This is a genomic window from Streptomyces sp. NPDC021622, from assembly GCF_040640795.1.
GTDB lineage: Bacteria > Actinomycetota > Actinomycetes > Streptomycetales > Streptomycetaceae > Streptomyces.
Genome location: NZ_JBFACK010000007.1, coordinates 393949 through 409811 on the forward strand (window position 1 = coordinate 393949; position 15863 = coordinate 409811).

Consider the following 15863-nt stretch of genomic DNA (forward strand, 5'->3'; position numbering starts at 1 on the left):
TCAGGAGATGCCGAACTCCTTGCCGAGCAGGTCGAACACCTCGTCGTCCGTGGCGGTGTCGAGGCCGTCGGGCGCCTGCGCGGCGGAGTCGGCGCGGCTGTCGCGCCACACGGCGAGGAGTGCCGACAGACGGGCACCGACCCGGTCGTCCGCGTCGTCGCCGGGCTTGACCGAGGCGAGGCCCGCCTCGATGCGGCTCAGCTCGGCGAGCAGCGGCGCCACCCCGTCGGGTTCGTCGACGACGAGCGCGTCCTCGATGTGGCCGACCAGGTCGAGCGGGGTCGGGTAGTCGAAGATCGCGGTGGCGGGCAGACGGAGACCGGTGGCCGCACCGAGCCGGTTGCGCAGCTCGACCGCGGTCAGCGAGTCGAAGCCCAGCTCGTTGAACGCGCGCCGCTCGTCGACCGCTCCGGCGCCGGGGAGCGCAAGTACGGCCGCGACATGCGTGCACACCACGTCCATCAGCGCGGACGTCCGCTCGGTCGCCGGCAGCGCCGCGAGCCGGTCCCGCAGTGCGGCGGCGGGGTCGACCCCGGTCTGGGCCGCCCTGCGGGCCGTCGTCCGCACCAGATCGCTGAACACCGGCGGCACCACGGGGAGTTCCCGTACGGCCCGCAGGTCGAGCCGCATCGGTACGACGACCGGGTCGGTCCCGAGTGCCGCCGCGTCGAACAGCTCCATGCCCTCATCGGCGGACAGGCCCGCGGCTCCGCTCTCCGCCATCCGGGCGCCCATGCCGTCCTCTCCGGCCCACAGGCCCCACGCGAGCGAGGTCGCGGGAAGGCCCTGGACGTGCCGGTGCCGGGCGAGTGCGTCCAGGTACGCGTTGGCCGCCGAGTAGTTGGCCTGGCCGGGGTTGCCCAGCGTGCCCGCCGCGGACGAGAACAGCACGAACGCCGACAGATCCAGGTCACGGGTCAGCTCGTGCAGATTCCAGGCGGCGTCGACCTTGGGCCGGAACACCGTGTCGATCCGCTCCGGCGTCTGCGACCCGATCACGCCGTCGTCCAGGACACCCGCCACGTGCACGACGGCCGTCACGGGGTGCTCCGCGAGGAGCGCCGCCACCGCGTCCCGGTCCGCCACATCACAGGCGACGGCCGCGACCTCGGCACCCAGACCGACCAACTCGTCGTACAGGTCGCCCACTTGGCCACGCCTGCTCGCAAGCACCAGACGTCGCACCCCGTGCCGTACGACCAGATGCCGCGCCACAAGGCCGCCCAGCATCCCGCTCGCACCGGTCACAAGAACCGGACCGGCACCGAAGCCCCGCCCGTCCTCGATTTCCGGACGGGCCCGCACCAGCCTCGGCACGAAGGTCTCACCGGCGCGGACGGCCAGCTCGGGTTCCGCGCCGACGACGGCAGGCTTCCAGCCGTCCTCGTCGTCGACGTCCACCAGGACGAAGCGGTCCGGGTTCTCCGCCTGTGCCGTCCGCAGCAGACCCCACACCGCGGCCGATGCCAGGTCCGCCACGTCGTCGCCGGCGTCCACCGCCACCGCGCCACTGGTCACAAGGACCAGGCGCGACTCCGCGCAGCGGTCGTCGGCCAGCCAGCCCTGCACCAGTTCCAGAGCGGCGTGCACCTGCCGGTGCACGGCATCCCCGTCCACGTCACCGGGCCGTGCGCACCGCACCACGACGTTCTCCGGGAACGACTCGTTCGCGTCGAGCGCCGACCGTACCGCCGCCCAGTCGGCGAACTCCGCCACCGAACCGGCACTTCCGGCCGCCGCCGAAGCGGCCACCCAGTCAAGGCGGAACAGCGACTCCTGCCCGCGTGCCGTCCCCAGCGAACCGGGCGACACCGCGCGAAGGACCAGCGAGTCCACGGTCGCGACCGGGGCGCCGGAGCCGTCGGCGACGGCCAGGGCCACCGCGTCAGGTCCCACCGCGGTCAGCCGCACCCGCAGCGTCGTCGCACCCTCGGCGTGCAGGCGGACCCCCGTCCATGCGAACGGCAGCCGTCCGTGCTCGACGGGGGGCAGCACGCCGAACGCCACCGTGTGCAGCACCGCGTCAAGGAGTGCCGGGTGTACGCCGAACCCGGTGACGGCGGTTTCCTCCGGCAGCGCGACTTCGGCGAACACCTCGTCCCCGCTGCGCCACACCGACCGCAGGCCCTGGAACAACGGACCGTAGGCGAACCCGCCGTCGGCCATGCCGTCGTAGAAACCGTCCAGTTCGACGGCCTCCGCGCCCGCCGGCGGCCACGCGCCGAGGTCGGCGGGGGCACCGCCGTCATCGGCGAGGACTCCGCTGGCGTGCCGGGACCACGGCAGGTCGCCGCTCTCGTCCCGCGCGTGGACCGCGATCGGGCGTCGGCCGGACTCGTCCGGCGCGCCGACCCGTACCTGGACCTGCACACCGCCGTGCTCGGGAAGCACCAGCGGTGTCTCAAGTGTCAGCTCCTCCACCGAGGTGCAACCGACCTGGTCACCGGCGCGCACCGCCAGCTCGACGAACGCCGTTCCGGGCAGCAGTACCGATCCCATGATCTCGTGCTCGGCGAGCCACGGATGCGTCCGCAGCGACAGCCTGCCCGTGAACAGGACGGTGTCCTCGTCCGCGAGGGCGACCGCGGTGCCGAGCAGCGAGTGGTCGGCGGAGCCGAGCCCGAGCCCGGTCGCGTCGGTGGTGGGCCGCACGCTCGTGTCGGGCCAGAACCGCTGGTACTGGAAGGCGTACGTCGGCAGGTCGACTCCGTAGCCGCGGCCTTCGAAGTAGGCGGCCCAGTCGACATGTACGCCTCGCACGTGCAGTTCGGCGAGCGCCGTCATGACGGCGCCGTCCTCCGCGCGGTCGCCGCGCAGCACCGGGACGAACGCCGCGTCCGGCAGGGACTCCTGGCCAAGGGCCGACAGCACGCCACCGGGGCCCATCTCGACGAGGACGTCCGCGTCGATGCCGGCCACGGCGTCGGCGAACCGCACGGACTCGCGTACGTGCCGCACCCAGTACTCCGGGGAAGCGAGTTCTTCGACGGTGGCCGACCGGCCCGTCAGCGTCGACACGACGGGGATGGCAGGCGTCTCGTACGACACGCCCTCAAGCACTCGGCGGAAGTCATCGAGCATCGGGTCCATCAGCGGCGAGTGGAACGCGTGGCTGACCTTCAGGCGGGACACCTTCCGGCCCGCCTCGCGCCACAGCTCGGCGACTGTTTCCACGTCGGTGTCGACACCGGAAATGACCACCGCCGTCGGCCCGTTGACCGCGGCGACACCGACAGTGTCCGGCAGATCCGACGCGACTTCGGCCTCGGATGCCTGGATCGCCACCATCGCACCGCCCTCGGGCAGCGCCTGCATCAGCGCGCCACGCGCGGACACCACCTTCACGGCATCAGCGAGCGACCAGACACCCGCCACATGCGCGGCAGCCAGCTCACCGATCGAATGCCCGGCCAGCACGTCCGGCCGAATGCCCCACGACTCAAGCAGCCGGAACAGCGCCACCTCCACCGCGAACAGCGCGGGCTGCGTCACCCCGGTCTCATTCAGCGCGTCGGCATCCTCACCGAACAACACCTCACGCACCTGCGGATCGCATGCGTCGAGCACCTCGCCCAGGGACTCGGCGAACACCGGGAAACGGTCCGCCAGTTGGCGCCCCATGCCGAGCCGCTGCGCCCCCTGACCCGAGAACAGGAAGCCGACCCGGTGCTCATCGGTGACACCCAGCACGACTCCGCTGCCCGGCCGTCCCTCGACGGCGTCGGTGAGCCCGGCCGTCAGGTCGGCCATGTCCCTGCCGACGACGGCGAGCCGGTGCTCGAACCCGGCCCGCGAGGTCGCGAGTGCGCGGGCGACTTCAGCGGGGTCGAGGTCGGGCCGCTCGGTCAGGTGGTCGCGCAGCCGCGCCGCCTGGTCGCGCAGCGCGCTCTCGGTGCGGCCGGAAAGCAGCCACGGACCGGCCGGCGCCTCGGGGGCCTTCGGCGCGTCGACGTCCGCCGTGGACTCGAATTCCGGCGACTCGATGATGACGTGCGCGTTGGTGCCGCTGAAGCCGAAGGACGAGACTCCCGCCCGTCGGGGCCGGTCCGCCTGAGGCCACGGCTGCGCCTCGGTCAGCAGCTCCACGGCGCCCGCCGACCAGTCGATGTGCGGCGAGGGCTCGCCGACGTGCAGCGTCTTCGGCAGCACGCCGTGCCGCAGCGACATCACCGTCTTGATGACGCCACCCACGCCCGCGGCGGCCTGGGTGTGGCCGATGTTGGACTTCAACGAGCCCAGCCACAGCGGCTCACCCGCACGGTCCCGTCCGTAGGTGGCGAGCAGCGCCTGGGCTTCGATCGGGTCGCCCAGGGTGGTGCCGGTGCCGTGCGCCTCGACCGCGTCCACGTCGGACGGCGTCAGGCCCGCGCTCGCGAGCGCCTGGCGGATGACCCGCTGCTGCGAGGGACCGTTCGGAGCGGTCAGGCCGTTCGACGCACCGTCCTGGTTCACCGCAGAGCCGCGGACCACCGCGAGCACGGGGTGTCCGTTGCGCCGGGCGTCCGAGAGACGTTCCAGTACGAGCATTCCGACGCCCTCACCCCAGCCCGTGCCGTCGGCGTCGGCGGAGAAGGACTTGCACCGGCCGTCGGCGGACAGGCCCTGCTGGCGGCTGAAGTCGACGAACGCGCCGGGCGTCGCCATGACGGTGGCGCCTCCCGCGAGGGCGAGCGAGCACTCCCCCGACCGCAGTGCCTGCGCCGCCAGGTGCAGCGCGACCAGCGACGACGAGCACGCCGTGTCCACGGTCATCGCGGGGCCTTCGAGGCCGAACGTGTAGGACACGCGACCGGAGGCGACGCTGCCCGCGTTGCCCGTACCGAGGAATCCCTCGCTGCTCTTCGACACGCCGTGCAGCTGGGAGGCGTAGTCGTGGTACATGACGCCCGCGAACACGCCGGTCGCGCTGCCGCGCAGCGACTTGGGGTCGATGCCGGCCCGCTCGAATGCCTCCCACGAGGTCTCCAGGAGCAGTCGCTGCTGCGGGTCCATCGCAAGCGCCTCGCGGGGCGAGATCCCGAAGAACGTCGGGTCGAACAGGTCGGCGTCGTGCAGGAAGCCGCCCTCGCGGGTGTAGGAGCTGCCGTCCCGTTCGCCCGACGGGTCGTAGAGCCCCTCCACGTCCCAGCCGCGCTCGGTCGGGAACGGCGTGATGCCGTCGGCGCCGTCGAGGACGAGTCGCCACAGGTCCTCCGGCGTGCGGACGCCACCGGGGTAGCGGCAGCTCATGCCGACGATGGCGATCGGCTCGTCGGTCGCGGCCACGACCGTGGCGGTGGGTGCCGCGACGACGGGCGCGCCCGCGAACTCCGTGCCGATGAACTCGGCGAGTGCCGCAGGGGTCGGGTAGTCGAAGACCAGCGTGGCGGGCAGGCGGAGGCCGGTGGCCAGGTTGAGCCGGTTGCGCAGGTCGACGGCCGTCAGCGAGTCAAAGCCCAGCTCGGTGAAGGCCTGGCCGAGCGAGACCGCCTCGGGACCGGCGTGGCCGAGCACCGCGGAGGCCTGGGTGCGGACGAGGTCCAGGAGCACCCGCTCGCGTTCGTCCTCGGCCAGCGACGCGAGGCGGTCGCGGAGCTCGGCCGCGGGGTCGACCCCGGTCTGGGCCGCCCTGCGGGCCGTCGTCCGCACCAGACCGCTGAACACCGGCGGCACCACGGGGAGTTCCCGTACGGCCCGCAGGTCGAGCCGCATCGGTACGACGACCGGGTCGGCCCCGGAGACCGCGGCGTCGAAAAGTGCGACGCCCTCCTCCGCGGACAGGCCGGTAGCGGCGGACTGTGCCACCTTGGCGCCCATGCCGTCGGCCCACAGGCCCCAGGCCAGGGATGTCGCGGGCAGACCCTGGGCGCGCCTGCGCCGGGCCAGGCCGTCGAGGAACGCGTTGGCGGCCGAGTAGTTGCCCTGGCCGGTCGCGCCCAGGGTGCCCGCCACCGAGGAGAAGAGCACGAACGCGGACAGGTCCAGGTCACGGGTCAGCTCGTGCAGATTCCAGGCCGCGTCGACCTTGGGCCGGAACACGGTGTCGACCTGATCCGGGGTCAGCGAGCCGATCGTGGCGTCGTCCAGCACACCGGCGGTGTGCACGACAGCGGTCACGGGGTGCTCGGCGATGAGCGCGGCCAGCGCGTCCCGGTCCGCGACGTCACACACCGCGAACGTCACTTCGGCGCCCTGCGCGACCAGTTCGGCACGCAGCTCCTCGGCGCCTTCCGCCGCCTGCCCGCGCCTGCTGGCAAGGACGAGGCGCTCGACCCCGTGCCCGCCGACGAGGTGCCGGGCGACGAGACTGCCCAGGGCGCCCGACGCGCCGGTCACCAGGACCGAGCTGTCCGGACCGAACGCCGGGTCGGTGCCGGTCTCCGGCAGCACTCGCGCGAGGCGGGCCACGTACACCCGTCCGTCCCGCACGACGACCTGGGATTCCCCGGTCGTCAGCGCCTGCCGCCAGCCGTCCTCGTCGTCGACGTCCACCAGGACGAAGCGATCCGGGTCCTCCAGCTGTGCGGACCGCACCAGACCCCACACCGCGGCCGACGCGAGGTCCGCCACGTCGTCCTCGGCGCCCACCGCGACAGCGCCACGCGTCACAAGGACAAGCCGCGACGCCAAGCACCGGTCATCGGTCAGCCAGCCCTGTACGAGTTCCAGGGCATTCAGCGTCTCCCGGCGCACGGCGTCCGCGTCCCGGGACTCGGCGCACCGCACCACCACGTGGTCCGGCAGCGACTCGCCCGCGTCAAGGGCCGACCGCACCGCGGCCCAGTCCGCGAACTCCGCCACCGGACCGGCACTCCCGGCCGGCACGGCCGCAGGCACCCAGTCCAGGCGGAACAGCGACTCCCAGCCCTGCCGCGACAGCGTCGCCGTCACGGGCCGAAGGACCAGCGATTCGATCGTGACCACCGGAGCACCGGAGCCGTCCGCGACCGCCAACGACACGCCGTCCGACCCCGCGGGCGCCAACCGCACCCGCAGCACCGTCGCGCCCGAGGCGTGCAGCCGCACACCCGACCACGAGAACGGCAGCTTGCCGGGTCCTTCGGGCCCGCCCATCAACCCGATGCCGTGCAGCGCCGCATCGAGCAACGCCGGGTGCAGACCAAAACCGTCCACTCCCGCACCGTCCGGCAGCGCGACCTCGGCGAACACCTCGTCGCCCTTGCGCCACGCGGCCCGCAGCCCCTGGAAGAGCGGCCCGTAGCCGAAACCGCCGTCGGCCATGCGGTCGTAGAGCCCATCCAGGTCCACGACCTGCGCCCCGGCCGGCGGCCAGGCACCGACATCGGCAGGCGCCACCTCGGCACCGGCCACGAGCACACCGCTCGCGTGCCGCACCCACAGGTCAGCGTCGTCGTCCCGCGCGTGCACCGTCACCGAACGCCGACCGGACTCGTCCAACTCACCGACCTGCAACTGCACCCGTACTCCACCGCGCTCGGGCACCACCAGCGGCGCCTCCAGCGTCAGCTCCTCGACCAGATCGCATCCGACCTGGTCACCGGCGCGCACCGCCAGCTCGAGGAACGCCGTGCCGGGCAGCAGGATCGAGCCCTGGATGACGTGATCGGCAAGCCACGGGTGGGTCGCCACCGACAAGCGGCCGGTGAAGAGCTGCCCGTCCGAGTCGGCCGTGTCGACGATCGCGCCGAGCAGCGGGTGACCGGCCGAGCCGAGCCCCGCAGCGTCCAGGTCGCCTGCCGACACACCGGCGTCCAGCCAGTAGCTCTGGTGCTGGAACGCGTACGTGGGCAGGCCGACCCGGCGTGCGCCACGACCGGCGAAGAAGGCTTCCCAGTCCACCCGCGTGCCCCACGTGCAGAGCTGGGCCACGGCGGAGACCAGCGCCGACTCCTCCGGGCGGTCGTTCCGCAGCACCGGCACGAACCCGGCGTCCGGCGCGGACTCCTGGCCCAGCGCCGACAGCGTGCCGCCCGGGCCGACCTCGACGAACGTCGCCACACCCTCGTCCACGAGCGTACGGACGGCGTCGGCGAACCGCACCGACTCGCGCACGTGGCGCACCCAGTACTCCGGGGACGCCAACTCCTCGGTGGAGGCGCGGACACCGGTGAGTGTCGACACGAGAGGGATGGCCGGTGCCTCGTACGACACCTCTTCAAGGACCCGGCGGAACTCGTCGAGCATGGGGTCCATGAGCGGTGAGTGGAACGCGTGGCTGACCTTCAGGCCAGACACCTTCCGGCCCGCCTCGCGCCAACGCTCCGCGACTGCTTCAACGTCAGCGGTGACTCCGGAAATGACCACTGAGTTCGGCCCGTTGACCGCGGCAATGCCCACGGTCTCCGACAGGTCCGATGCGACCTCGGCCTCGGTGGCCTGGATCGCCACCATCGCGCCACCGGAGGGCAGCGCCTGCATCAGCGCGCTCCGCGCCGACACCACCTTGACCGCGTCGGACAGCGACCACACACCGGCCACGTGAGCCGCAGCCAGCTCACCGATCGAATGCCCCGCCAGGGCATCGGGCCGCACACCCCACGACTCAAGCAGCCGGAACAACGCCACCTCGACCGCGAACAGCGCGGGCTGCGTCACACCCGTCTCATTCAGCGCATCGGCATCCTCACCGAAGAGGACCGCGCGCACCTGCGGGTCGAACTCGCCCAGTACGGCGTCCAGGGCATCGGCGAACACCGGGAAACGGGAAGCCAGTTCACGGCCCATGCCAAGCCGCTGCGACCCCTGACCCGAGAACAAGAAGCCCACGCCGCCCACGACGACGGACCCGGTGACCAGGCCCGGGAACGGCCGGCCCTCGGCGAGAGCGTTGAGCCCGTCAAGGAGCGCCGCTCGGTCGTCGCCCACGACAACGGCCCTGTGGTCGAAGGCCGATCGCGTCGTCGCCAACGAGTAAGCGAGGTCCGGCGCACCGGCCTCCGGCTCACCCGCGACGTGCTCTCGCAGCCGGATCGCCTGGTCACGCAGCGCCTCCGCGCTCCGTGCGGACAGCACCCACGGCAGCACGCCGTCGACGGGCGCCGGAGTGTGGTCCTCGTCCGGCACGTGCTCGATGATGGTGTGCGCGTTCGTGCCGCTCACGCCGAACGACGACACACCGGCGCGACGCCGGCGTCCGGTCTCCGGCCAGGGCTGTGCCTCGGTCAACAGCTCGACGGCGCCCGCGGACCAGTCCACGTTCGACGAGGGCTCGCCGACGTGCAGGGACTGCGGCAGCACACCGTTGCGCATCGCCATGACCATCTTGATCACGCCCGCGACGCCTGCCGCGGCCTGGGTGTGACCGATGTTCGACTTGATCGAGCCGAGCCACATGGGCTCACCGGTGCGGTCCTGGCCGTAGGTGGCAAGGAGGGCCTGGGCCTCGATCGGGTCGCCGAGCGTGGTGCCGGTGCCGTGCGCCTCGACCGCGTCCACGTCGGACGGGGTCAGGCCCGCGCTCGCAAGCGCCTGTCGCATGACGCGCTGCTGCGAGGGACCGTTCGGCGCGGTGAGACCGTTGGACGCGCCGTCCTGGTTCACCGCCGAACCACGGATGACGGCAAGGACTGGGTGTCCGTTGCGGCGGGCGTCAGAAAGCCGCTCCACGAGGAGCATGCCGACGCCTTCGCCCCAGCCGGTGCCGTCGGCGTCGTCGGAGAACGACTTGCACCGACCGTCGGCGGACAGGCCGCGCTGGCGGCTGAAGTCGACGAAGGTCGCCGGGCTCGCCATCACGGCGACACCACCGGCGAGCGCCATCGAGCACTCCCCCTGGCGCAGCGCCTGGATCGCCCAGTGCAGGGCCACCAGGGACGAGGAGCACGCGGTGTCGACGGTGACGGCTGGGCCCTCCAGGCCCAGGGCGTAGGCGACGCGGCCGGAGGCGACACTGCCCGCTCCGCCCGTGCCGAGGTAGCCCTCGACGTCCTCCGAGACGGAACGCAGCCGCGCCACGTAGTCGTGGTACATCACGCCCGCGAACACCCCGGTCGCGCTGCCCCGCGCGGACTCCGGGGCGATTCCGGCCTGCTCGAACGCCTCCCAGGAGGTCTCCAGGAGCAGTCGCTGCTGCGGGTCCATGGCAAGGGCCTCGCGCGGCGAGATCCCGAAGAACGCCGGGTCGAACAGATCGGCGTCGTGCAGGAAGCCGCCCTCGCGGGTGTACGAGGTACCCATGTGCTCGGGGTCCGGGTTGTACAGGGCGTCCAGGTCCCAGCCACGGTTGACGGGGAACTCGCTGATGGCGTCGGCGCCGTCAAGGACGAGTCGCCACAGGTCCTCGGGCGAGTTGACCCCGCCGGGGTAGCGGCAGCTCATGCCGACGATCGCGATCGGCTCGTCGCTCACGGAGACGGTCGTGCGGGTGGGCGCCACGACGACGGGCGCGCCCGCGAACTCCGTACCGATGAAGGCGGCGAGTGCCGCGGGGCTCGGGTAGTCGAAGACCAGCGTGGCGGGCAGGCGCAGCTCGGTGGCCGCGTTGAGGTGGTTGCGCAGCTCGACGGAGCTGAGCGAGTCGAAGCCCAGCTCGCGGAACGCGCGGTCGGGCGCGACGGCGTGCGCCGAACTGTGGCCGAGCACCGCGGCGGCGTGGGTACGGACGAGATCCAGCAGTGCCTTCTCCCGTTCGGCCTCGGTCATGCCGGCCAGGGACTGCGCCAGCGCGGTCCGGGCGGCGGCGGGATCGACGGTCCTGCGCGCGGTGCCCCGCACCAGGCCCCGCAGGAGGTGCGGCACGGGGTGGGAACGCGCCTGCCGCTGCAGCACGGTCAGGTCGAGGGGAACGGGCGCCAGCAGCGCGCGGCCCGTGGATCCCGCCGCGTCGAACAGCGCCAGGCCCTCGGTCGCGCCGATCGGTATCGCGCCGCCGCTGGTGATCCGTCGTACGTCGGCCTCCTCGAGGCTGCCTGCCATGCCGCCGCCGGAGGCCCACAGGCCCCACGCCAGCGAGGTCGCGGCAAGGCCGGATGCGTGACGGTGCTGGGCGAGCGCGTCCAGGAAGGTGTTGGCGGCGGCATAGTTGCCCTGGCCTGCGCCACCGAACACACCGGCGGCGGACGAGAACATCACGAATGCGGACAGATCGAGGTCGCGGGTCAGCTCGTGCAGGTGCCAGGCCGCGTCGACCTTGGGCCGGAACACGGTGTCGATTCGCTCGGCGGTCAGTGAGCCGATCGTGCCGTCGTCCAGCACGCCTGCGGTGTGGATCACGGCGGATATGTCGTGCTCGGCGAGCAGTTCCTTGAGGGCTTCGCGGTCGGACACGTCGCATGCCGCGTACGTCACTTCGGCGCCCTGCGCGGTGAGTTCATCACGCAGTTCCTCGGCGCCGTCTGCGGCGGCGCCGCGCCGGCTCACCAGGAGCAGGTTGCGCACGCCTCGCTCGGCGACCAGGTGCCGGGCGACCAGGCCACCCAGCGTGCCCGTCGCACCGGTCAGCATCACGGCGCCGGTGCCAAAGCCGGGGTCTTCGACCACGGACTGCCGTGCCCTGGCCAGGCGCGGGGCAGTGGCAGCGCCCGAACGCACCGCGAGCTGAGGCTCACCGGTGGCCAGCGCGGTCGGCAGGACATCGCGCGAGGCCGCCTCGTCATCGAGGTCGACCAGCACGATCCGGTCCGGGTTCTCCGACTGAGCGGACCGCACCAGACCCCACACCGCCGCCTGAGCGACATCCCGTACGTCGTCATCAGTCGTGGCGGCGATCGCGCCACGGGTCACGATGACCAGACGCGACGCGTCGAACCGCCCGTCATCAAGCCAGGACTGGACCACACTCAGCGCCCAGTGCGCCGCCTCGTGCGCGCCGGTGGCCGGGTCGGACGTGGAGGTGACCGGGCACGGCAGAACAACGAAGTCAGGCAGCTCCGACGCCCCGGCCAGCGCCTCCAGGTCGGTCCACTCGACCGTCGGAACATCGTCCCCGGCCAGGGGCACCGACACCCAGTCGACACCGAACAGCGCGTCACCGCGGTCGTCACCGGCGACCTGGGCCGGTGCGGCCGGGCGCAGGACCAGTGAATCGATCGTGGCCACCGGTGCGCCGGAGCCGTCCGCGACCGTCAGCGCCACTCCGTCCGCGCCGGTGGGCGACAGCCGCACCCGCAGCACCGTCGCACCCGAGGCGTGCAGCCGCACACCGGACCACGAGAACGGCAGCTTGCCGGGAGCGTCGGCCTCGCCCATCAGCCCGATGGCTTGGAGCGTCGCGTCCAACAGCGCCGGGTGCAGACCGAATCCCTCAGCCTTCACGCCGTCCGGGAGCGCGACCTCGGCGAACATCTCGTTCCCGGTGCGCCAGGCCGACCGCAGCCCCTGGAACACCGGCCCGTAGCCGAAGCCACCCGCGACCATGCGGTCGTAGTAGCCGTCCAGGTCAACGGCCTCCGCGCCTGCGGGCGGCCACTCGGCAAGCGAGGCCCCATCGGAGCGCCCGCCTGCTCCCAGCACACCGGTGGCGTGCCGGGTCCATGAACGGCCGTCGTCGGTGTCACCCACACTGGAGTGGAAGCTCAGCTCGCGCCGGCCCGACGAGTCCTCGGCCCCGACCCACACCTGCACCCGCACCGAACCCTGCTCGGGCAGAACAAGCGGCGCCTCCAGGGTCAACTCCTCGACCAGGTCACACCCGACCTGGTCACCGGCGCGTACCGCCAGCTCGACGAACGCCGTACCGGGAAGCAGCACCGAGCCCATGATCTCGTGATCGGCCAGCCACGGATGGGTCTGGACCGACAGCCGGCCGGTCAGCAGCACACCGTCCGTGCCGCCGAGGGTGACGGTCGCGCCAAGGAGCGGGTGCTCGGCGGCACCGAGCCCGGCCGCCGCGACGTTGCCGATCACCGGCTGTACGTCAGGCCAGTAGCGCTCACGCTGGAACGCGTACGTCGGCAGGTCAGCCCACCGCGCACTGCGACCGGTGAAGAACACATCCCAGTCCACTCGGACACCACGTACATGCAGCTGTCCCGCGGCCGTCGTCGCGGCAACCGCCTCCGGGCGGTCGTTCCGCAGCACCGGGACGAACCCAGCATCCGGCGCGGACTCCTGGCCCAGCGCGGACAGCGTCCCGCCGGGACCCACCTCGACGAACGTCGCAACGCCCTCGTCCACGAGCGTGCTCACGGCGTCGGCGAACCGCACCGACTCACGCACATGCCGCACCCAGTACTCCGCCGAGGCCAACTCCTCGGTGGAGACGCGGACTCCGGTCAGCGTCGACACGATCGGGATCGACGGCGCCTCGCACGACACGCCCTCCAGAACCCGGCGGAACTCATCCAGCATCGGGTCCATCAACGGCGAGTGGAAAGCGTGACTCACGCGGAGACGGGTCACCTTCCGGCCCGCCTCGCGCCACCGCTCGGCGACAACCTCGACGTCGGCGGCGACACCGGAAATGACCACCGAGTTGGGGCCGTTGACCGCGGCAACACCGACGGTCTCCGGCAGGCCGGACGCGACCTCGGCCTCGGACGCCTGGACCGCGACCATCGCGCCACCGGACGGCAGCGCCTGCATCAACCCGGCACGGGCCGACACCACCGCGGCGGCGTCAGCAAGCGACCACACACCAGCCACATGAGCCGCGGCCAACTCACCGATCGAGTGCCCCGCCAGCATGTCGGGGCGGACACCCCACGACTCAAGGAGTCGGAACAGCGCCACCTCGACCGCGAACAACGCGGGCTGCGTCACACCCGTCTCGTTCAGCGCGTCGACATCCTCACCGAAGAGGACTTCGCGCACCTGCGGGTCGAACTCCGACAGCACGGCGTCCAGAGCACCGGCGAACACCGGGAAACGGGAAGCCAGTTCACGACCCATCCCGAGCCGCTGCGAACCCTGACCCGAGAACAGAAATCCCAGTCGGCCAGGCTCATCGGCGACACCCGTGACCACGGCACCGGTCGCCCGGCCCTCGGCCACGGCCTCCAATGCGGCCAGCAGTTCCGCCCGGTCGGCACCGACCACCACGGCACGGTGCTCAAGCACCGCACGCGAGGACACCAGCGCACGGCCCACGACCCCCACACTCAGCTCAGGAGTCGTGTCCGCGAAGGACTTGAGCCGTGCGGCCTGCTCCCGCAACGCCTCGGGGCTCTTGGCCGACAGCAGCCACGGCACCAGGCCCGCGTCGCCCACCGGCTCCGGCGCCTCCGCCTGCTCCTCCTGCTCGACGGCGGGGGCCTGCTCGATGATGGTGTGCGCGTTGGTACCGCTGAATCCGAACGACGACACACCTGCGCGCCACGGCCGGTCCACAGCAGGCCACGCACGTTCGTCGGTGAGCAACTCCACCGCACCCGCGGACCAGTCCACGTGGGGTGACGGCTCGTCCACGTGCAGCGTCTTCGGCAGCACACCGTGCCGCATCGACATGACCATCTTGATCACGCCCGCCACACCGGCCGCGGCCTGCGTGTGACCAAGGTTCGACTTGATCGAGCCCAGCCACAACGGCCGGTCGGCGGGCCGGTCCTGGCCGTAGGTGGCGAGGACAGCCTGGGCCTCGATCGGGTCGCCCAGCTTCGTACCCGTGCCGTGCGCCTCGACCACATCCACGTCGGCAGGGGCCAGACCCGCGCTGGCGAGTGCCTGGCGGATCACTCGCTGCTGCGACGGGCCGTTCGGAGCGGTCAGACCGTTGGACGCACCGTCCTGGTTGACGGCCGAGCCCCGGACGACGGCGAGCACCTGGTGGCCGTTGCGCTGCGCGTCCGAAAGACGCTCGACGAACAGCATGCCGACGCCCTCGCCCCAGCCCGTGCCGTCGGCACCGGCGGCAAACGCCTTGCACCGCCCGTCCACAGCGAGACCACGCTGACGGCTGAACTCGACGAACGAGGTCGGCGTCGACATCACCGTCACACCGCCGGCAAGGGCCAGCTCGCACTCGCCCCTTTGCAGCGCCTGCACCGCCAGGTGCAGGGCCACCAGCGACGACGAGCACGCCGTGTCCACCGTGACGGCAGGGCCCTCAAGGCCGAACGTGTAGGACAGGCGGCCGGAGGCCACGCTGGCCGCGTTGCCGGTCGCCACGTAACCGCCCATGTCGTCGGCAGCCGCGCCCAGCACCCATCCGTAGTCCTGCATGTTCGACCCGACGAACACGCCTACGCGCTCACCGCGCAGCGAATCCGGGTCGATGCCTGCCCGCTCGAATGCCTCCCAGGACGTCTCGAGCAGCAGTCGCTGCTGCGGGTCCATGGCAAGGGCCTCGCGCGGCGAGATCCCGAAGAACGCCGGGTCGAACGCGCCCACGTCGGACAGGAACGCGCCGGAACGCGAATACGAGGTTCCCACCCCGTCCGGGTCGGGGTCGTACAGCGCCTCCAAGTCCCAACCGCGATCGGTCGGGAACTCCGACACCGCGTCCCCACCCGCGAGGACCACGTCCCACAGTTCCTCCGGGCTCGACACACCGCCCGGGAACCGGCAGGACATCGCCACGATCGCGATCGGCTCATCGGACGCGCTCGACACGGTCACGGAAGCGGAGGCAGTGGGGACCACGCCGGACAGTTCGGTACGCAGATACGCGGCAAGGACCGCCGCGTTCGGGTAGTCGTAGACCAGCGTCGCAGGCAGCGCGACACCCGTGACCTCACTCAGCCGGGCGCGCAGCTCCACCGCCGTCAGCGAGTCAAAGCCCAGCTCCCTGAACGCACGGGACGCCGAGAACGCATCGCCCGACACATGGCCGAGCACCGCGGCAGCCTCGTACCGAACCAGCTCCGTGAGCTGCCGCTCCTGCTCAGCCTCGTCCAAACCAGACAGGCGCTGCGCCAGGGCCGACATACCCTCGGCCGCCGAAGTGGCCTCGAACGCCGCACGCACCTCGGGCAGTTCACCCAGCAACGGACTCGGCCGCTGCGCCATGAACGTGCCCGCGAACCGCT

General features: G+C 72.1%; 1 protein-coding gene. It reads right to left on the reverse strand.

Features of this window, described 5'->3' with window-relative positions; translation table 11 throughout:
- Positions 1 to 15843: a type I polyketide synthase gene (locus AB0G47_RS17225; protein ID WP_360769957.1), complete on the reverse strand. Its 15843-nt coding sequence runs from the start codon at positions 15841 to 15843 to the stop codon at positions 1 to 3.
- Between the last annotated feature and the right edge of the window lie 20 nt (positions 15844 to 15863).

Excerpts from the sequence above, each read along its gene's own strand:
- AB0G47_RS17225 (WP_360769957.1), bottom strand. The coding sequence starts at position 15,843 with ATGGCGCAGCGGCCGAGTCCGTTGCTGGGTGAACTGCCCGAGGTGCGT.